The following is a 19,931-nucleotide window of genomic DNA, read 5'->3' as shown; positions in this document are numbered from 1 at the left end:
CACTCGCCCAACGATAAACGATATCCCACAAACACCATAAACAGCCTATCACCCCACCCGTCCAACGATAAATGATAACCTGATCACTCGAAATTAACCCAAACCCCTAATCCAATAAAAAACCGCCCTACCACAACGCTAAGAACTCTCACCATTTTTGAAACCTTGACAGCACTTATTCCGTATTAATACATAACGAACTGATAACTAGGAAGAGGTGTTCCGATGCTCGCTGGATTCATTGTATGTTTTTTTGTGGGTCTTTTTTGTATCTTTATGGGTTTTTTGATTTGGAAGAAAAAGCAACTTTCGCTTATTGCTGGTTATAAAGAAGATGCCTATAAGGATGATAAGAAGAAGTTAGCAAAGGTTGTAGGCTTATTTACAATCGTCATTGGTTTGCTTACCATATTACTGCCATTTGGGCTGGAATTTATTAGTGAGCTTTTTGGATTGCTTTTTGGTGCAATCGTCGTGCTTGGCTCGATTGTCCTTGTGATATATATAAATAAAATCAATAAACCAGCTGATCCAAAATAACAAATCCCCCACGGATGTGAGGGATTTTCTCTATTTATCTCGGTCCATTACTTCTATTTTTTTTCTGGAATCATCGGGGATTTGTTTGTGCAGGTGAATAAGTAAGAGGCCTCGTTTGTAGCTAGCCTTTATACGGTCTTCTTTGACGGTGTAGGGGAGCTGGATTTCCCGTTCGAATTTTCCTTGGAAAATGCCTTCTTGAACGAGATCGAAGCCTTTAAAGTTCAAATTAATCTTTCCTTTTACCTCTAGTGTTTGATGGTTTACATAAATGTTGACGTCCTCCACTTTTGTGAGTCCTGGGAGGCTTAGTACGACTAAGAGTTCATTTTCACCTTGATAAATATTTAGCTGGGACTGTGGGTTATCAAAAAATGGGGCGAATCCGTTCCAAAATTCATCACCAAAAAAATGGTCCCATTGCTTTCGCCAATCGTTCATATTTTTAAATTGGTCCATTTTCATAGGCTAAAGTACCCTCCTCTAAAATACAAAATACGGTAATCTAGTATATGTTTAAAAGCGTTGGTGTGTGCCTATAGAGAAATTCATGATAGTATGTTTTGGAGAGGGTCTTTTAGGGAAAATGTTTAGTATATTGTCATCTTTGGAAAGATAAACGAAGGAATGATTCCTAAGGGGGAGTTTATATTGTTAGAGAATGCTTATGTTATGGTTGCCATTATTTTGGTCATTAATATTGTATATGTTACCTTTTTTACAATTCGGATGATCCTCACAATGAAGGGGCAGCGGTATTTGGCTGCGTTGATTAGCACAGTTGAGGTAGTGATTTATGTTGTTGGCCTTGGTTTGGTGCTTGATAATTTAAATCAAATTCAAAATTTAATTGCATATGCAGTAGGTTATGGGATTGGTGTCATAGTTGGAATGAAGATTGAAGAAAAGCTTGCACTTGGGTATATTACTGTAAGTGTGATTACAAAAGAATATGAATTGGATTTACCTAAGCTTTTACGTGATGAGGGGTATGGAGTTACGACGTGGATGTCCCAGGGAAGGGAAGGCGACCGTTTGTCCATGACAATACTAACTCCACGTAAATATGAGATGAAATTGTATAAAACCATTACAGATGTGGACCCAAAGGCGTTCGTGGTTGCATATGAACCAAAGTCAATTCACGGCGGGTTCTGGGTAAGAGCTGTAAGGAGAGGAAAGCTTGAATCATGAGTAAGCCAAAGAAACAAAAATTTGAAGTGAAAGAGAATGAGACGATTGATCAATGCCTTGACCGGATGAAGGCCGAAGGGTATTTTCCTGTTAGAAGAATGGAGGAACCTGTGTTTCAGGAGGTTAAGCGAGACGGAGAGATTGTCGTCGAACCTTGTAGTAGAAAGATTATTTTTGAAGGAAAACTACAGTAAAACACGAACATTAAAAATGAAACATTTGTAAATCGTTCGATATTTATTGACAATTGAATAATACAGTTGTTAAGATTAGGTTAGATAAATTACCTCATATAATCTTGGGAATATGGCCCATAAGTTTCTACCCGATAACCGTAAATTATTGGACTATGAGGGAAAAGTATAATTTTACCTATTCTTGATACGGAATGTCCAGGTAGGATTGCTTTCCCCTTTTCGGAAATCAGTCTTTGCCTGGGCATTTTTACTTTATTTAGCGGAACTTTCATCCCTTATTAGCAGATTATTATGATGAAATAGCGGAAGACAAAGTTTGTCAAATACACAATGGCTAAATAAAGTAAAAGCCTCCGGCGGATGCCTCAGATTTTTTAATGGAAGTTATTCGAGCGAGCTCGAATAAAAATCTGGGCGCAAATACGCCAAGGCGTATTTGAATGATTATTATCTAGGAGGATCTTATGAATCCAGTTATCAGTGTAATTATGGGAAGTACATCAGATTGGGAAACGATGAAGGAAGCTTGCAATGTGTTAGATGAGATTGGCATTCCTTATGAAAAAAAGGTAGTATCTGCTCATCGTACACCAGACTTAATGTTTGAATTTGCGGAAAAAGCGAAGGAACGAGGCATTAAGGTGATTATTGCAGGAGCAGGTGGAGCGGCACATTTACCAGGAATGGTTGCAGCGAAAACAACTTTGCCTATTATCGGCGTTCCGGTTCAATCAAGAGCATTAAATGGACTTGATTCCCTTTTATCGATTGTTCAAATGCCTGGTGGAGTGCCGGTTGCGACTGTTGCAATTGGTAAAGCAGGTGCTACAAATGCAGGATTACTGGCAGCTTCCATACTTGGAACATCCAATCCAGAATGGGATCAGAAGCTTGTTGAGATAAGAGAAACTAGAAGAATTCAAGTATTAGAAAGCAGTGATGAGCTTGAATAGAATTTTACCAGGGCAAACGATTGGAATAATTGGTGGCGGTCAACTTGGTCGGATGATGGCTATCTCAGCTAAGGAAATGGGGTTTTTCGTTGCTGTCTTGGACCCAACACCGAATTCACCATGTGGACAGGTAGCCGATTTCGAAATTACCGCCAATTACGATGATCTTGATGCTATTAAACAATTAGCAAGCATAAGTGATGTAATCACCTATGAATTTGAAAATATAGATTATGAGGCCTTAACATGGCTTGAAGAGAATGCGAATTTACCCCAAGGCAGTCATTTATTAAAAATAACCCAGGATCGCGGTACAGAAAAGAATGCGATTCAGGGGATTGGCTTACGAGTTGCTCCGTTTATACTCATTGAAAATGAAAAACAATTAGCGGAAGCCATTAAAACAATTGGGTTTCCATCCGTTTTAAAAACATGCCGTGGTGGCTATGACGGAAAAGGACAGTTTGTCTTGAAAGAACCAACAGATGTCAAAGAGGCAGCCAAACTTCTTACGTCTGGAATGTGTATTTTAGAGGCGTGGGTCCCTTTTGAAAAAGAAATTTCTGTAATCGTCACGAGAAATTCAGCCGGAGAGGCTAAAACTTTTCCGGTTGCAGAGAATATTCATGTTGACAATATCCTGCATCAATCTATTGTTCCAGCAAGAATTTCTGAAGACACGGAGGCCAAAGCAAAAGAAATGGCGATGAAGCTTGCTTCTGAACTCCATTTAGTAGGAACGTTAGCTGCTGAAATGTTTGTGACGGAGGATGGGGAAATCTACATCAATGAATTGGCACCACGTCCACATAACTCTGGTCATTATTCAATTGATGCATGTGAGACGTCACAATTTGAGCAGCATGTTCGCGCAGTATGCGATTGGCCACTGGGAGAGACAACCCTTTTACGACCGGTTGTCATGAGCAATATTTTAGGTGAGCACCTTCAGCCCTTGCTTGAAAAAGTGTCCCTTCTATCAAATGTGAAGGTTCATCTCTACGGAAAAAAAGAAGCAAAAGTGAAGAGAAAGATGGGGCATGTTACTGTCTTAGCAAATACAACGGAAGAGGCTTTAAAAAAGTCCGACTCCTTACAAATTTGGAATGATTCACAATTTATCCGTGTTTAATATGAGGGGGATTCAACATGATTGAACGTTATACCCGTGAGGAAATGGGATCCATATGGACGGAAGAAAATCGCTTTCGTGCTTGGCTTGAAGTTGAAATTCTAGCTTGTGAGGCATGGGCAGAGCTTGGTGAGATTCCAAAAGAAGATGTGGCCCTCATTCGTAAAAATGCATCCTTTGATTTGAATCGAGTTAATGAAATAGAAGAAGAGACAAGACATGACGTTGTGGCGTTTACACGTGCCGTATCGGAAACACTGGGTGAAGAAAGAAAATGGGTCCATTACGGATTAACGTCAACAGATGTTGTCGATACAGCATTATCCTATTTGCTGAAACAAGCAAATGATATTTTACAAAAAGATATCGAACGCTTTATTGATATTTTAGCGGAAAAAGCAAAGGAACATAAATATACGGTTATGATGGGACGTACGCATGGTGTTCATGCAGAACCAACGACATTTGGGTTAAAGCTTGCATTGTGGCATGAAGAAATGAAACGTAATCTTGAGCGTTTTAAGCTTGCTGCCGAGGGTGTACAGTTTGGGAAGATTTCAGGTGCGGTTGGAACATATGCCAATATCGATCCATTTGTTGAAAAATATGTGTGTGAAAAGCTTGGTATTACCCCATCACCGATTTCAACACAGACCTTACAACGTGACCGTCATGCAGCGTATATGTCAGCACTGGCGCTTGTCGCCACTTCGATTGAAAAATTTGCAGTCGAAATTCGCGGTTTGCAAAAGAGTGAAACAAGAGAAGTGGAAGAGTTTTTTGCAAAAGGTCAAAAAGGATCATCCGCAATGCCACATAAACGAAATCCGATTGGATCAGAGAATATGACAGGATTGGCTCGTGTGATTCGCGGGTATATGATGACAGCCTATGAAAATGTTCCACTTTGGCACGAACGTGACATCTCACATTCCTCTGCTGAGCGCATTATCTTACCTGATGCAACGATTGCGTTGAATTATATGCTAAACCGTTTTGGAAACATTGTGAAGAACTTAACCGTGTTCCCTGAGAATATGAAGCGAAATATGGACAGAACCCTTGGATTAATTTATTCACAACGTGTACTTTTAGCGTTAATCGATTCTGGTCTAACAAGAGAAGAAGCTTATGATACAGTACAGCCAAAAGCAATGGAGGCGTGGGAAAAACAAATTCCGTTCCGTGAATTAATTGAGGCTGAAGAAAAAATTACGAGTCGGTTAACTCCATCACAAATTAATGATTGCTTTGATTATAACTATCACCTTAAGCATGTTGACATGATTTTTGAACGCTTAGGACTTTGAAATAACGGTCATTCACCTAATCTGAAATGTTGAGGGGGAGTCCTGCATGGACGTGAAAAAGCTTAGGTTGCTATATGAGGGAAAGGCTAAGAAACTTTATCAAACTGCCGAAGAATCGATCGTATTAGTGGAATACAAGGATGAAGCCACAGCTTTTAATGGGGAAAAGAAAGCACAAATCGCGGGTAAGGGCCGACTGAATAACGAGATTACAAGCATGTTATTTTCAAAGCTTCATATCGCTGGAATCAAAACACATTTCATTGGTAAACTATCGCAAAACGAACAACTAGTAAAGCATGTTTCGATTATTCCGCTTGAGGTTGTCGTCCGAAATGTGGTTGCAGGTAGCTTTTCAACCCGAATAGGAATCGAAGAAGGAACAGAGTTAGCCCATCCCATTGTTGAATTTTACTATAAAAATGATGACCTGGGCGATCCGCTTGTGAACGAGGATCACATTCATGTTCTAGAGCTTGCAACAAAGGACCAAGTCCATGAGCTTAAAGAACAGGCATTAAAAATCAATGAGGTATTGCGCACATTTTTTGTAGACATTCAAATCAGATTAGTAGATTTTAAACTTGAATTTGGCGTAACGAAAGACGGAGAGGTACTGCTAGCAGATGAAATTTCGCCTGATACTTGCCGTTTTTGGGATATTGAAACAAATGAAAAATTTGATAAAGATGTATTCCGTAGAGACCTGGGAAATTTAACGGCTGCTTATACGGAAATTTTAAACCGACTAGGAGGAAAAATTGCATGATGTATAAAGTAAAGGTTTATGTAACATTACGTGAGAGTGTTTTAGATCCACAAGGAAGTGCTGTGATGGGGTCTTTACACCAATTGAATTATCAAGTGGTTAAGGATGTTCGGATCGGAAAATATATGGAACTAATGATTGATAAATCAGTAGAGGACCTTGACAAAACGGTTAAGGAAATTTGTGAAAAGCTTTTAGCAAATACGGTAATTGAGGACTACCGTTATGAGGTTGAGGAGGTTGTCACACAGTGAAATTTGCCGTAATCGTGTTTCCAGGCTCTAATTGTGATGTGGATATGTATCATGCCATTAAGGATGCGCTTGGAGAAGAAGTTGAGTATGTATCACATCATGCAACTAATTTAGAAAAGTTTGATGGGATTTTGCTTCCTGGAGGATTCTCTTATGGAGATTACCTAAGAACTGGGGCACTTGCTCGTTTTTCAAATGTGATGGAAGAGGTTGTAAAAGCTGCTGAGGCTGGAAAGCCAGTTCTTGGTGTATGCAACGGATTCCAGATTTTATTAGAAGCAGGACTATTACCTGGTGCGATGCGTCGTAATGAGAACTTAAAATTTATGTGTCGTCCAGTGGAGCTTCGTGTAGAGAACAATACGTCCATCTTTACTTCTGAATACGCAGCAGGTGAGGTTATAACAGTTCCGATTGCACATGGTGAGGGAAACTATTATTGTGATGACCAAACACTTGCAAGATTACGTTCGAACAATCAAATCGCATTCACCTATCACGGAACAAATCCAAATGGAAGTATTGCAGATATCGCAGGTATTACAAATGAACGTGGAAATGTACTCGGAATGATGCCTCATCCAGAGAGAGCGGTCGAGGAATTATTAGGTAGTGCAGATGGAATTAAGCTATTTCAATCAATTGTGAAAAATTGGAGGTTAGCAGCAAATGTCGTTACTTCTTGAACCAAGTCCGAAGCAAATTAAGGAAGAAAAAGTATATAGTGAAATGGGTTTAAGTGATTCGGAGTTTGAGTTAGTCGAAAAGATTTTAGGTAGACTTCCAAACTACACAGAGACTGGGTTGTTCTCAGTTATGTGGTCTGAGCATTGTAGCTATAAAAACTCAAAGCCAGTGTTACGTAAGTTCCCAACAACTGGTGACCGTGTTCTCCAAGGGCCAGGTGAAGGTGCCGGAATCGTTGATATTGGCGATAACCAAGCAGTTGTTTTTAAAATTGAAAGTCATAACCACCCTTCAGCAGTTGAGCCATATCAAGGGGCAGCGACAGGTGTGGGCGGAATTATCCGCGATGTATTTTCAATGGGAGCAAGACCGATTGCTCTATTAAACTCTCTTCGATTTGGTGAGTTGACTTCACCAAGAGTGAAATACTTGTTTGAAGAAGTAGTGGCAGGAATCGCTGGATATGGAAATTGTATTGGAATTCCTACTGTTGGTGGGGAAATTCAATTCGAAAAATCCTATGAAGGGAATCCACTAGTAAACGCAATGTGTGTGGGATTAATTGATCACGAAGATATTCAAAAGGGTCAGGCAAAAGGTGTAGGCAACACCGTCATGTATATTGGTGCTAAAACGGGCCGTGATGGTATCCACGGTGCAACTTTTTCATCTGAGGAGCTTTCTGAGGAATCTGATGAAAAACGATCAGCTGTACAGGTTGGCGATCCTTTTATGGAAAAATTATTGCTTGAAGCTTGTTTAGAACTTGTAAAATCCGATGCTTTAGTTGGAATTCAGGATATGGGCGCAGCAGGCTTAACAAGCTCTTCAGCAGAAATGGCTAGTAAAGCTGGCTCAGGAATTGAAATGAATCTTGGCCTTGTTCCACAACGTGAAACAGGAATGACAGGCTATGAGATGATGCTTTCTGAATCACAGGAGCGTATGCTCATCGTTGTTGAAAAAGGAAGAGAGCAAGAAATTCAAGATATCGTAAATAAATATGATCTTGAAGCTGTAGCGATTGGAAAGGTAACGGATGACAAGCAACTTCGTCTCATTCACAAAGGTGAGGTTATTGCAGATGTTCCAGTTGATGCTTTAGCTGAAGAGGCACCGGTTTATTATAAGCCTTCTAGTGAACCGCAGTACTATCGCGAATTTAAGGAAATGAAGGTTGAAGCACCAAAGCTTGAAAATATAGGGCAAACTCTTCAAGATTTACTTGCGCAGCCTACAATCGCAAGTAAGGAATGGGTCTATGACCAATACGATTATATGGTTCGTACAAATACAGTGGTAGCGCCAGGTTCAGATGCTGCAGTCGTAAGAATTCGTGATACAAGGAAAGCACTAGCAATGACAACAGACTGTAACTCTAGATATCTCTATTTAGACCCAGAGGTAGGCGGACAAATCGCGGTTAGTGAAGCAGCACGAAATATTGTTTGCTCTGGTGGAACACCACTTGCGATTACAGATAACTTAAACTTTGGCAGTCCAGATAATCCGGAAATTTTTTGGCAGATTGAAAAAGCTGCAGATGGAATTAGCGAGGCATGCCGTGTGTTAAGTACACCAGTTATTGGTGGAAACGTGTCTCTTAATAATGAAACGAATGGAGAAGCTATTTATCCAACGCCAGTTATCGGGATGGTTGGATTGATTGAAGATGTTTCTCATATTACGACTCAGGAATTTAAAGAAGCAGGCGACCTTGTTTATGTGATCGGTGAAGCGAAGGAAGAATTCGCAGGCAGTGAACTTCAAAAATTAATCCATGGTGAAATTTTTGGTCCAGTTCCCGAACTAGATTTAGAGATTGAAAAAAGAAGACAAAAACAAGTGTTAACGGCCATTCGCGCGGGTGTTATTGCTTCTGCACATGATGTGGCTGAGGGAGGCTTTGCGGTTGCTCTAGCTGAAAAGTCGTTCGGAACAAAAGGCTTAGGAGTGAAAGTACAAATTCAGGGCGAGGCAGTAACAGAATTATATAGTGAAACACAGTCTCGTTTTATTGTATCTGTAAAAAAAGAAAACAAAGAAAAATTTGAACAGCTCGTCAAAGCAAATCTAGTCGGAGAAGTAACAGGCGATGGAACATTTATCGTTGAAGATAAAGAAGGCAACGAACTAATCAATTTACCTGTTGAAAATCTAAGACGTACATGGAAAGGGGCTATCCCATGCTTGCTGAACTCAAAGGCTTAAATGAGGAATGTGGTGTGTTCGGTATTTGGGGCCACCCAGATGCTGCCCAAATCACTTATTATGGATTACACAGCTTACAGCATCGTGGACAAGAGGGTGCCGGCATCGTTGTTAGTAATGGTGAAAAGCTTCGCATTGTAAAAGGTGAGGGGCTTGTGAACGAAGTGTTTGGCAATGGCCAACTTGAACAACTACAAGGAAAAGCGGCGATTGGGCATGTTCGTTATGCAACAGCAGGGGGTGGGGGCATCCAAAATGTTCAGCCCCTCCTCTTTAATTCTCAAGTAGGTGGCCTTGCAATTGCTCATAATGGAAACTTAGTGAATGCAAATGATTTAAAGCACCAGCTTGAAAACCAAGGGAGCATTTTTCAAACTTCTTCGGATACAGAAGTTCTCGCTCATTTAACTAGAAAAAGCGGGTATACAAAAATCAAAGACCGCGTAAAAAATGCATTAACGATGTTAAAAGGGGCCTATGCATTTTTAATCATGACCGAAAAGAAAATGATTGTTGCTCTTGACCCGAATGGTCTTCGTCCATTATCACTTGGCAGAATTGGTGATGCCTGGGTAGTAGCTTCTGAGACATGTGCATTCGATATAGTAGGTGCAACTTTTGAAAGAGATGTGGAACCGGGAGAATTACTCGTAATCAATGATGAAGGCATTCATTCTGAACGTTTTTCATTAATGACAAATCGTGCGATGTGCAGCATGGAATATATTTATTTTTCTCGTCCTGATAGCAATATTAACGGGATCAATGTTCATACCGCTCGTAAAAGTCTAGGCAAACAGCTTGCCCTTGAAGCTCCAATTGAAGCAGATGTCATAACAGGAGTACCTGATTCTAGTATTTCAGCAGCCATCGGTTATGCTGAGCAATCAGGAATTCCGTATGAGCTTGGTCTCATTAAAAATCGATATGTAGGTCGTACTTTTATTAAGCCTTCCCAATCACTGCGGGAACAAGGGGTAAAGATGAAGCTTTCGGCTGTTCGTGGTGTAGTTGAAGGCAAACGTGTAGTGATGGTGGATGATTCAATTGTACGTGGGACTACAAGCAAAAGAATTGTAAAAATGCTTCGTGACGCGGGTGCAACTGAAGTTCATGTTTGCATTAGTTCACCGCCAATGAAGAATCCATGCTTTTACGGAATTGACACCTCTACACATGAGGAATTAATTGCTTCTTCCCATTCGATAGAAGAAATTCGTGAAATCATAGGTGCGGATACATTAACGTTTTTAAGTTCGGAAGGCTTAGTAAAAGCGATTGGAAGACCGTTTGAAGGGGAAACACGTGGCCAATGTATGGCTTGTTTTACAGGGAAATATCCGACGGAAATCTTCCCTGACACGGTATTGCCACATGAAAAAGTATTCAGCTAAAAAAAGATCGAGGTGTTTTAGAACATGGCAAATGCTTATAAACAAGCAGGAGTAGACATTGAGGCAGGCTATGAGGCTGTTTCAAGAATGAAAAAGCATGTTGCAAAAACAGTTCGTCCTGAAGTAATGGGCGGACTCGGTAGCTTTGGTGGCATGTTTGACCTTTCAAAGGTTAATGTGAAAGAGCCTGTATTGGTTTCGGGCACAGACGGTGTTGGAACGAAGCTCATGTTGGCTTTTATGATGGATAAGCACGATACAATCGGTATTGATGCGGTTGCGATGTGTGTGAATGATATTGTGGTTCAAGGCGCTGAGCCGTTATACTTTTTGGATTATATCGCATGTGGGAAAGCAGAGCCTGAAAAAATCGAACAAATTGTAAAAGGAATTGCAGACGGCTGCGAACAAGCGGGTTGTGCGTTAGTTGGCGGTGAGACAGCTGAAATGCCAGGAATGTATAGTGAGGATGAATATGACCTTGCTGGTTTTTCAGTTGGTGTTGCTGAGAAATCAAAGCTTGTAACTGGATCTTCGATCAAGCCTGGAGATGTCCTAATTGGGCTTTCTTCTAGCGGTATTCACAGCAATGGCTATTCACTTGTACGTAAAGTGTTGCTTGAGGATGGCGGGTTAGAGCTTACCAAAACGTATGGAGAAATTGGTCGTCCATTAGGTGAGGAGCTTTTACAGCCTACTAAAATTTATGTAAAATCCCTTCTTAAAGCGATGGAGAAATTTGAAATTAAGGGAATGTCCCATATTACAGGTGGGGGCTTTATCGAGAACATTCCTCGGATGCTGCCAGACGGACTAGGGGCAGAAGTTGATTATGGTTCATGGCCAATACCCCCAATTTTTGATCTTCTTCAAGAGACGGGTAACCTTGACCGAAAAGAAATGTTTAATATTTTTAATATGGGAATTGGGATGGTTCTTGCTGTTGAAGAAGCGGTTCTACATGATGTAATCGGGCTTCTAGAAGGGCAAGGAGAAAAGACATATATTATTGGACGTATAAAAGAAGGAAACGGTGTAACCTTTGGCGGAGGAGCACTTGTATGAAAAAAATAGCAGTTTTTGCATCAGGTAGCGGCACAAATTTTCAAGCGATTGTGGATTCGATTAAAGAAGGAAGACTTGCGGCAGAAATCGAATTACTGGTTTGCGATAGGCCAGGTGCGAAGGTAGTTGAGCGGGCTTCAAAGGAATGGGTGGAGACCTTTGTTTTTTCACCAAAAGAGTATCCGGAAAAATCTATTTTTGAAGCGGAAATTGTGGAATTACTGCGTGCAAAAAATGTAGAATTAATAGTGTTAGCTGGATACATGAGATTGATTGGTGATACACTTTTAAAGGCATTTCGAAATAAAATTGTGAACATCCATCCGTCATTATTGCCTGCATTCCCTGGCAAGGATGCAATTGGTCAAGCATATCGAGCAGGTGTAGATATGACCGGTGTTACGATTCATTATGTGGACGAGGGAATGGATACGGGTCCCATTATTGCGCAGCGTGAACTAGTAATTGAACCAGGGGACACGTTAGAAAGCATCGAAGACAAAGTACATCAAATCGAACATGAATTTTATCCACAAATCCTGCATTCACTTGTAACAACCAAGATTGGAAATCTACAGTAGGGAGCGATTAACGTGACAATCAAACGTGCACTTGTCAGTGTCTCAGATAAACAAGGCCTTGTTCCTTTCGTAAAAGGCTTAATTGAAAATGGGGTAGAGGTTATTTCAACAGGAGGTACAAAGCGTACTCTTGAGGAAGCAGGCCTATCTGTAATCGGAATTTCAGAAGTGACAGGCTTCCCTGAAATCATGGATGGACGTGTAAAGACTCTTCATCCAAATATTCATGGTGGACTTCTTGCAGTTCGTGAAAATGAAGAACATGTAAAACAGCTTCAAGAACATCATATTACCCCAATTGATCTAGTTGTTGTTAACCTATACCCATTTCAACAAACAATTGCAAAGCCAGACGTACAGTTCGCAGATGCAATTGAAAATATCGATATTGGTGGACCTTCTATGCTTCGGTCTGCAGCAAAAAACCACAAGTATGTAACAGTTGTTGTGGATCCGCAGGATTACGATATCGTTTTAGGAGAGATCACTGAAAAAGGCGAGGTCACTCCTGAAACAAAGCTTCGTTTAGGGGCAAAGGTATTCCGTCATACTGCTGCATATGATGCAGTTATTGCTGAATTTTTAACAAATGCTGCAGGTGAGGAAAGTCCAGAAACCTTAACGGTGACGTATGAGAAGAAACAAGACCTCCGTTATGGAGAGAACCCACATCAAAAGGCTGCATTTTATAAAAAGCCACTGGGCTCGCACGTTTCGATTGCGTCTGCTACACAATTACACGGAAAAGAGTTATCTTACAATAACATTAATGATGCGAATGCTGCTCTTCAAATCGTTAAAGAATTCAATGAGCCAGCAGCAGTTGCTGTTAAGCATATGAACCCATGTGGTGTTGGGGTTGGAAATACGATAGAGGAAGCGTATCAAAAAGCATTTGAAGCGGATTCTACCTCTATTTTTGGCGGTATTATTGCCGTTAACCGTGAAGTTGACGCACAAACTGCTCATAAAATGCGTGAAATCTTCCTTGAAATTATTATTGCACCATCCTTTAGTGAGGAAGCTTTTGAGATTCTCTCTTCCAAGAAAAATTTACGTTTACTCACTGTAGATTTTTCAGATGATGGGAAGATTGAGAAGAAGCTTGTGTCTGTATATGGTGGTTTGCTCGTGCAAGATGAAGATGAATACAGCTTAGATGATGCAACAATTTCGATTCCAACCAAGCGCGAACCAACTGAACAAGAATGGGCAGATTTAAAGCTTGGCTGGAAGGTTGTAAAACACGTTAAATCAAATGCGATTGTATTAGCAAAAGACGATATGACAATTGGAATTGGAGCAGGGCAAATGAACCGAGTCGGCTCGGCGAATATTGCGATTAATCAAGCCGGTGAAAAAGCAAAAGGCTCAGCACTTGCATCAGATGCCTTCTTCCCAATGGGTGACACAGTAGAGGCTGCAGCAAAAGCAGGCATTACAGCCATCATCCAACCAGGTGGATCAATTCGTGACGAAGAGTCCATTCAAAAAGCAGACGAATACGGAATCGCAATGGTCTTTACCGGAGTACGTCATTTTAAACATTAATGTAATGAGGTGAATAAATGAAAGTACTAATTGTCGGTCGCGGTGGCCGTGAACATACACTTGCCTGGAAGGTTGCTCAAAGTTCAAAAGTAGACACAGTTTATGCCGCACCGGGTAATCCGGGGATGCAGACAATCGCAACCTTAGTCAACATCGATGAAAATGATTTTGACTCTCTAATTGATTTTGTAAAGAAAGAACAAATCGGCCTAACCCTTGTGGGGCCTGAGGTTCCATTAATCAACGGGATCGTAAACCGATTTCAGGCAGAGGGCTTAGCTATTTTTGGACCAACAAAGGAAGCAGCCCTCCTGGAAGGTAGCAAATCGTTTGCGAAGGAAATTATGAAAAAATACGATATCCCAACTGCGGAATATGAAACATTTACATCTTATGAAGCGGCCAAACAATACATCCTAAAAAAAGGTGCACCTATCGTAATCAAAGCAGATGGCCTAGCTGCCGGTAAAGGCGTGACAGTTGCTCTTACTTTAGAAGAAGCCCTATCAAGTGTGTATGAGATGCTGGAAGCGAATAAATTTGGCGAAGCAAGTGCTCAGGTTGTCATTGAAGAGTTTCTTGCTGGGGAAGAGTTCTCCTTAATGGCTTTTGTGGACGGAAAAACAGCTTATCCAATGGTCATATCACAGGACCATAAGCGTGCATTTGACAATGATGAAGGTCCTAACACTGGAGGAATGGGCGCCTATTCTCCTGTTCCGCAAATTTCGGAGGAAGTAGTGCAAACAGCAGTTGAAACGATTGTTAACCCAACCGTTAAAGCAATGGAAACAGAAGGACGATGTTTTACAGGGATTCTGTATGCAGGGTTAATTTTAACGCCGGATGGACCAAAGGTTATCGAATACAACGCTCGCTTTGGTGACCCTGAAACACAGGTAGTTCTACCACGTTTAGAGTCTGATTTTATTGAAGTCATCGAAGGGCTTCTTAATCAAAAAGAGATTACCCTCGAGTGGTCAAACCATGCAACTCTTGGTGTCGTCCTTGCCTCAAAAGGCTATCCTGAAAGCTATGAAAAAGGAGCAGTCATTGAAGGGCTCAATCACTTAGATGAAGAAGTCACCGTGTTCCATGCTGGAACAGATGTGGTCAATGGCCAATTTGTGACGAATGGCGGAAGAGTTCTAACCGTTGTTGCAAGCGGTGAAAGCTTGGAAGATGCACAGAACCTTGTCTACCAAGAAGCGGAAAAAATTCAGTGCTCCAATCTATTTTACCGAAAAGATATTGGAAACAAGGCTTTAGCTTATAGCGCAATTCCTATTGGTTAACGCGCAATTTCATATGATTAAAAAAGGTAAGAGGCTAGCCCTCTTACCTTTTTAACATTTATGATGGATTAACAGGAGGTAGCTCCTTTAGTGGTTCTAGATTTTCTTGCTTTCTTTCAACATATTCATAAAAGAGAGCTGTAAGCGGGCAAAAACGAGTGATCCCCTCAGCTACCTTCATTCCACCGAGCATTGCGACCACAATAAAGCTTTCGCGCCATGGCCGTTTCACCATTTTTGCCGTTGCCCACGCAAGCATCGTAAACCCACAAGTGATTCGGACAAGCGCATTTATAAGTCCTATGTTTGGTTTCATACGTTACCTCCATTCACATATCTTTTACAAATGTTAAAGACCTGCATTTTTTAATCAAATACGCTGAAGCATATTTGATTTAACTTTTACAAATTTTCACAAATTCTTTAATGCAGTAAATCGATTAATATGGTACTATAATGTAAAGCGCTTCCATTATGCTTTATGGAAGAGATTGGAGAGATGGTTAATGATTGGGCAACGCTACCGCTGGAAAAATAAGCAACTCCGAGAACATGTTGCTGTCATAGATGGAAAAAAATCACCAACAATTCTATTGAAAAATGTCACATATCTAAATCAAATGTTAAAAAAGTGGATCAACGCAAATATTTGGATTTACCAAGACCGCATTGTGTACGTTGGTCAGCAATTACCATCAAAACTAAATGACTGTGAAGTAATAGAGTGTGATGGGAAATTTGTGGTGCCGGGTTATATTGAACCACATGCACATTCTTTTCATTTATATAATCCCCACTCATTTGCTCAATATGCATCCCAAACAGGGACGACAACAATCATTAATGATAACCTAGTACTGGCACTACAAACGACTAAAAAGAAAGCGTTTTCTTTTCTTGAGGAAATGAAGAAACTTCCTGTTACGATGTACTGGTGGTGCCGATATGATCCTCAGACTGAGATTCACCATGAGGAACAAGCTTTCTCAAATGGGAATGTGTTAAGCTGGATTGAACATGACTCAGTTGTGCAAGGTGGAGAATTGACAGGATGGCCTAAGTTACTGGATGGCGATGACCTTATGCTCCACTGGATTCAAGAAACGAAGAGGGTTGGGAAAAAAGTAGAAGGCCATTTTCCTGGGGCTTCGGAAAAAACGTTGGCAAAATTGATGCTTTTAGGGGCTGATTGTGATCATGAGTCCATGACCGGAACTGATGTATTAAATCGTCTGCTTCAAGGATACACAACTTCCTTGCGCTATTCATCGATTCGTCCGGACTTGCCAAAAATTTTAGACGAAATCCATGAAATTGGTATTGAGGAGTATGATCATTTCATTTTTACGACAGATGGTTCGCCACCGGCATTTTACGAGCAAGGTATCATTGATAACATGATCAAAATTGCAATTGAAAAAGGCGTTCCAATCATTGATGCCTATAATATGGCAACGATTAATGTTGCGCGACATTACAATATCGAAAACCTCCATGGTATGATTGCAACGGGAAGAATCGCAAACCTTAACATTTTATCAGCAAAAGACAATCCTACACCTGAATCCGTTCTTGCTAAAGGTGTTTGGGTGAAACGAGACCATAAAGACATGAACGCATTTCCGGAATTCCCATTTAAGAGTCAAGGCTTTTCAAATTTGGCGACAAGCTGGGAGCTGACGCTTGATGATCTTCAGTTTTCAATGCCATTTGGAATGAAGATGGAAAATGCCGTCATTATGAAACCTTATTCCATATCTATCGACGCATCCTATGATGAACTTTCAATGGAACATGATGAGAGTTTCTTGATGCTAGTGGACCGGGAAGGAAAATGGCGAGTAAACACGATGGTAAAAGGTTTTGCGAATAGTATCTCAGGATTTGCAAGTTCTTTTTCAAATACGGCTGATTTTGTATTAATTGGAAAAAATAAAAAGGATATGCTTCTAGCCTTCAATCGGATGAAAGAAATGGGAGGTGGAATGGTCCTAACTGAAAAAGGTAATATACTGCATGAAATCCCATTAGACATAGGCGGACTGACGTCTTCCAAATCCGTGGCAGAATTAAGTTCGCTTGAAAAAGAATTCGTTCGTTTAGTGCGGGAACGCGGATACAATCATAGTGATCCAATCTATACACTGACGTTTTTGTCATCTACCCATTTACCCTATATTCGTATCACACCGCAAGGGATTTATGATGTCATGAATAAAATAGTACTCTTTCCGTCAATAATGCGTTAAAATATAAAAGGATTTAACTTTGGCGTATTAGATTTTTGCGAACAAATCCGCTTAGGCGCATTTAATTTAATTTAATAAAGGTTGTGTGCTCGATAATGAAAAAGATTGTATTCATTCTAGGAATTTTCCTATTACTTCTTACCACAGCATGTAGTAATAAAGAAGAAGCAGCGAAACAGCAGGATGAGCATGAACCAAAACAGTCTGAGCCTGTTGCTAAAGGGGAACCAAGCCAAAAGTTTGAACATGTTTTTCCACTAACCGGAATGGGAACAAACGACGACATCAACAATCGTCCATTTGCTGTTATGATAAATAATCATCCGCAAGCACGTCCACAATCTGGATTACACATGGCAGATATTGTGTATGAAGTATTAGCTGAGGGAGATGTTACTCGCTTCCTTGCCGTGTTTCAAAGTGAGAAACCAGAGATTATTGGACCTGTTCGTAGTGCGAGAGATTATTATATAGAGTTGAGCAAGGGCTTTGATGCTTTATATGTGGCACATGGATGGAGCCCAGAGGCCCAACAGATTTTAAACAGCGGCAAGATCGATAATATAAATGGAATGGTTTATGATGGCACTCTATTTTGGAGGGCTAATCATAATGTTGCCCCACATAACTCGTATATTTCTTTTGAAAATGTCGAGGAAGGGGCAAATAAACAAGGATATTCGATGAAAGAAGAAGTGCCAAGTTTTCAATTTTTATCGGAAGACGAAGTCGGTGGAATTGAAGGGACACTAGCTGAACATGTTCGTGTTTCCTATTCATCAAGAGACATTTTTGCGGCGGTTTATGACTTTAATCAAGATAAAGGAAAGTATGAGCGTTATAGCGGAGGCAATCAAACAGTAGACCGAGAAACGGATACACCGGTTTTACTGGATAATGTGCTTATCGTTGAAATGAATCATCGCTTTATTGATGAATATGGTCGACGTGAGATTGATGTAACTTCTGGAGGAAAAGGCTATTTACTTCAGAAAGGGAAAGCACAGGAAATTGAATGGAGAAATGTCGATGGACGAATTGTTCCTTTTGCGAATGGTGAAGAAATCGGCTTTGTTCCAGGAAAAACATGGATAAATATTATACCAACTTCACCAGGAATCGCAGGCTCCGTTTCGTTTGGAAATTAGATAACATTTTAAAAAGGGAGATACTAACGATATGCAAATTGATAAATTACGTGGGAAAGAACTCGATCAATTATTTAATGCAGTCCTCTCGCTCAAAGATCTTGAAGAGTGCTATCGATTCTTTGACGATTTATGTACCGTAAATGAAATTCAATCGCTGGCTCAACGCCTTGAGGTTGCAAGAATGCTTCAAGAAGGTAACACCTACCATAAGATTGAAACAGAAACAGGAGCTAGCACCGCAACAATTTCACGTGTAAAACGTTGTTTAAATTACGGTAACGATGCCTATCAAATGGCACTTGACCGCGTGAAGGAATTGAATAAATAATAAAGTATGGAGAAGTCGGAACCTTGGGGTTTCGGCTTTTTTATTTAAAAGATAAGAAAGTATAAAAATTTATTACATATTTTCGATGTCTAGCTCCAGGCGCCATCGGCTCGAGGTCATAAGCCAATCGCTTCGGAAGGCAAGAAGCGCCTTCTGTCAGCGCTCGTCTTATGCTTGTCGCCGATAGGCAGGCGCCTTGCGCTTTTCTTAAGGATAAGTACGAAAAACAGTATTCTTTGATTAACGACAGTATGTACAAATTAACAGCAGTAAACAGAAATTATGGTGAAATCCTTCAAGGTATTAATAGATGCGTGTAGTTTTGTTATAATGGAGGAATGGAAAGATGAATGGAGGATCTTCATGTACGATTTTAGAGAATGGAGACATGTTTTTAAGCTGGATCCGAATAAGGAAATTAACGATGAACATTTAGATGCAATTTGTGAATCTGGTACAGATGCGATTATAGTTGGTGGTACTGATGGAGTGACACTAGACAATGTCCTTCACCTAATGTCTCGAATCCGACGTTATACTGTGCCTGTTGTATTAGAAATTTCAAATATTGAGTCAGTCTCACCTGGCTTTGATTTATATTTTATTCCAACTGTTTTGAATAGCAGTGACACAAGATGGATGATGGGTCTGCATCATGAGGCAGTTAAGGAATATGGGGATGTAATGAATTGGGAAGAGATGATTATGCAGGGGTATTGCATCCTGAATGAAGACTGCAAGGCTGCTAAATTGACAGGTGCCGATACATCCTTGAGCAAGGATGATGTGGTAGCCTATGCGGCAATGGCAGAGAAAATGTTCTCGCTCCCTATCTTTTATTTAGAATATAGCGGGACCTATGGCGATAAGGAGATTGTCGAGGCCGTAAGCGACAATTTACAAACAACGAAATTGTTTTATGGCGGTGGGATTAAGACACCTGATCAGGCAAAAGAAATGGCTGGTTGTGCAGACACAATTGTCGTTGGAAATATTATTTACGAAGACATAAATACAGCTTTAAAAACAGTACAAGCTGTTAAGGGATAAGCATGGAATTTTTGTTACAA

The 19,931-nt window shown here is 40.4% G+C and carries 21 protein-coding genes and 1 riboswitch; of the genes, 19 read left to right on the top strand and 2 right to left on the bottom strand.

The features are described from left to right. The first annotated feature begins 225 nt into the window (after positions 1–225). Complete coding sequence (locus V7138_RS20065; protein WP_335400856.1) at positions 226–540, top strand: DUF3784 domain-containing protein; 315 nt, start codon at positions 226–228, stop codon at positions 538–540. A gap of 30 nt (positions 541–570) precedes the next feature. Here the strand turns inward: V7138_RS20065 and V7138_RS20060 are convergent, their stop codons facing one another. Then, positions 571–1,005 carry an Hsp20/alpha crystallin family protein gene (locus tag V7138_RS20060; protein ID WP_335400854.1) on the bottom strand — a complete coding sequence of 145 codons (435 nt, stop codon included), beginning with the start codon at positions 1,003–1,005 and terminating at the stop codon, positions 571–573. 186 nt (positions 1,006–1,191) lie between these two features. On the opposite strand from V7138_RS20060, the gene V7138_RS20055 reads away from it, so the two are divergent. The 14 genes from V7138_RS20055 to purD all read left to right on the top strand — a co-directional run bounded on the left by V7138_RS20055 (position 1,192) and on the right by purD (position 15,133). Beyond that, complete coding sequence (locus V7138_RS20055) at positions 1,192–1,734, top strand: DUF2179 domain-containing protein (RefSeq protein WP_335400852.1); 543 nt, start codon at positions 1,192–1,194, stop codon at positions 1,732–1,734. Further along, positions 1,731–1,928: an NETI motif-containing protein gene (locus tag V7138_RS20050; RefSeq protein WP_335400850.1), complete on the top strand. Its 198-nt coding sequence runs from the start codon at positions 1,731–1,733 to the stop codon at positions 1,926–1,928. The genes V7138_RS20055 and V7138_RS20050 overlap by 4 nt, the downstream gene beginning before the upstream one ends. Before the next feature lie 74 nt (positions 1,929–2,002). Next, positions 2,003–2,104: riboswitch (purine riboswitch) on the top strand. A 291-nt stretch (positions 2,105–2,395) separates the two neighbouring features. Next, entirely contained in the window at positions 2,396–2,884 is a 489-nt protein-coding gene (purE, locus tag V7138_RS20045; RefSeq protein WP_335400848.1) for a 5-(carboxyamino)imidazole ribonucleotide mutase, read from the top strand. Next, positions 2,871–4,016 (top strand): 5-(carboxyamino)imidazole ribonucleotide synthase, encoded by a 1,146-nt coding sequence (gene purK, locus V7138_RS20040; RefSeq protein ID WP_335400846.1) that lies wholly within the window; start codon positions 2,871–2,873, stop codon positions 4,014–4,016. Before purE ends, purK begins: the two co-directional genes overlap by 14 nt. Before the next feature lie 17 nt (positions 4,017–4,033). Then, the gene (gene purB, locus V7138_RS20035; protein WP_335400844.1) at positions 4,034–5,326 is read left to right on the top strand and encodes an adenylosuccinate lyase; all 1,293 of its coding nucleotides are present in this window, start codon (positions 4,034–4,036) and stop codon (positions 5,324–5,326) included. 52 nt (positions 5,327–5,378) lie between these two features. Continuing rightward, positions 5,379–6,095: a phosphoribosylaminoimidazolesuccinocarboxamide synthase gene (gene purC, locus V7138_RS20030; protein ID WP_335400867.1), complete on the top strand. Its 717-nt coding sequence runs from the start codon at positions 5,379–5,381 to the stop codon at positions 6,093–6,095. After that, on the top strand, positions 6,095–6,349 hold the full coding sequence (gene purS, locus V7138_RS20025) for a phosphoribosylformylglycinamidine synthase subunit PurS (RefSeq protein WP_335400865.1): 255 nt from the start codon (positions 6,095–6,097) through the stop codon (positions 6,347–6,349). The genes purC and purS overlap by 1 nt, the downstream gene beginning before the upstream one ends. Further along, on the top strand, positions 6,346–7,035 hold the full coding sequence (gene purQ, locus V7138_RS20020) for a phosphoribosylformylglycinamidine synthase subunit PurQ (protein ID WP_335400841.1): 690 nt from the start codon (positions 6,346–6,348) through the stop codon (positions 7,033–7,035). The genes purS and purQ overlap by 4 nt, the downstream gene beginning before the upstream one ends. Beyond that, on the top strand, positions 7,019–9,247 hold the full coding sequence (gene purL / locus V7138_RS20015; RefSeq protein WP_335400839.1) for a phosphoribosylformylglycinamidine synthase subunit PurL: 2,229 nt from the start codon (positions 7,019–7,021) through the stop codon (positions 9,245–9,247). The genes purQ and purL overlap by 17 nt, the downstream gene beginning before the upstream one ends. Next, positions 9,223–10,641 carry an amidophosphoribosyltransferase gene (gene purF / locus V7138_RS20010; protein ID WP_335400837.1) on the top strand — a complete coding sequence of 473 codons (1,419 nt, stop codon included), beginning with the start codon at positions 9,223–9,225 and terminating at the stop codon, positions 10,639–10,641. Before purL ends, purF begins: the two co-directional genes overlap by 25 nt. A 24-nt stretch (positions 10,642–10,665) precedes the next feature. Beyond that, positions 10,666–11,706, top strand: a complete 1,041-nt coding sequence (purM, locus tag V7138_RS20005) for a phosphoribosylformylglycinamidine cyclo-ligase (protein ID WP_335400835.1) — start codon at positions 10,666–10,668, stop codon at positions 11,704–11,706. Next, positions 11,703–12,287 carry a phosphoribosylglycinamide formyltransferase gene (purN, locus tag V7138_RS20000; RefSeq protein ID WP_335400834.1) on the top strand — a complete coding sequence of 195 codons (585 nt, stop codon included), beginning with the start codon at positions 11,703–11,705 and terminating at the stop codon, positions 12,285–12,287. Before purM ends, purN begins: the two co-directional genes overlap by 4 nt. 12 nt (positions 12,288–12,299) lie before the next feature. Beyond that, positions 12,300–13,838, top strand: coding sequence for a bifunctional phosphoribosylaminoimidazolecarboxamide formyltransferase/IMP cyclohydrolase (gene purH, locus V7138_RS19995; protein ID WP_335400832.1), 1,539 nt, complete (start codon positions 12,300–12,302; stop codon positions 13,836–13,838). A gap of 17 nt (positions 13,839–13,855) precedes the next feature. Further along, positions 13,856–15,133, top strand: a complete 1,278-nt coding sequence (gene purD, locus V7138_RS19990; RefSeq protein ID WP_335400830.1) for a phosphoribosylamine--glycine ligase — start codon at positions 13,856–13,858, stop codon at positions 15,131–15,133. Positions 15,134–15,191: 58 nt separating this feature from the next. On the opposite strand, the gene V7138_RS19985 is transcribed toward purD, so the two are convergent. Further along, positions 15,192–15,449, bottom strand: a complete 258-nt coding sequence (locus tag V7138_RS19985; protein ID WP_335400828.1) for a YgaP family membrane protein — start codon at positions 15,447–15,449, stop codon at positions 15,192–15,194. Between the two features lie 190 nt (positions 15,450–15,639). Between V7138_RS19985 and V7138_RS19980 the strand changes: the two genes are divergently transcribed. The 4 genes from V7138_RS19980 to V7138_RS19965 all read left to right on the top strand — a co-directional run bounded on the left by V7138_RS19980 (position 15,640) and on the right by V7138_RS19965 (position 19,911). After that, positions 15,640–17,382: an adenine deaminase C-terminal domain-containing protein gene (locus V7138_RS19980; protein WP_335400826.1), complete on the top strand. Its 1,743-nt coding sequence runs from the start codon at positions 15,640–15,642 to the stop codon at positions 17,380–17,382. Between the two features lie 95 nt (positions 17,383–17,477). Beyond that, the gene (locus tag V7138_RS19975) at positions 17,478–18,530 is read left to right on the top strand and encodes a DUF3048 domain-containing protein (protein ID WP_335400824.1); all 1,053 of its coding nucleotides are present in this window, start codon (positions 17,478–17,480) and stop codon (positions 18,528–18,530) included. Positions 18,531–18,561: 31 nt separating this feature from the next. After that, positions 18,562–18,861: a YerC/YecD family TrpR-related protein gene (locus V7138_RS19970; RefSeq protein WP_335400822.1), complete on the top strand. Its 300-nt coding sequence runs from the start codon at positions 18,562–18,564 to the stop codon at positions 18,859–18,861. Positions 18,862–19,224: 363 nt separating this feature from the next. Continuing rightward, positions 19,225–19,911: a heptaprenylglyceryl phosphate synthase gene (locus V7138_RS19965; protein ID WP_335400820.1), complete on the top strand. Its 687-nt coding sequence runs from the start codon at positions 19,225–19,227 to the stop codon at positions 19,909–19,911. Positions 19,912–19,931: the final 20 nt, after the last annotated feature.

This window comes from Bacillus sp. JJ1533 (assembly GCF_036965045.1).
GTDB lineage: Bacteria > Bacillota > Bacilli > Bacillales > Bacillaceae_L > Ferdinandcohnia.
This window is presented reverse-complemented; position numbering and strand designations above follow the sequence as displayed.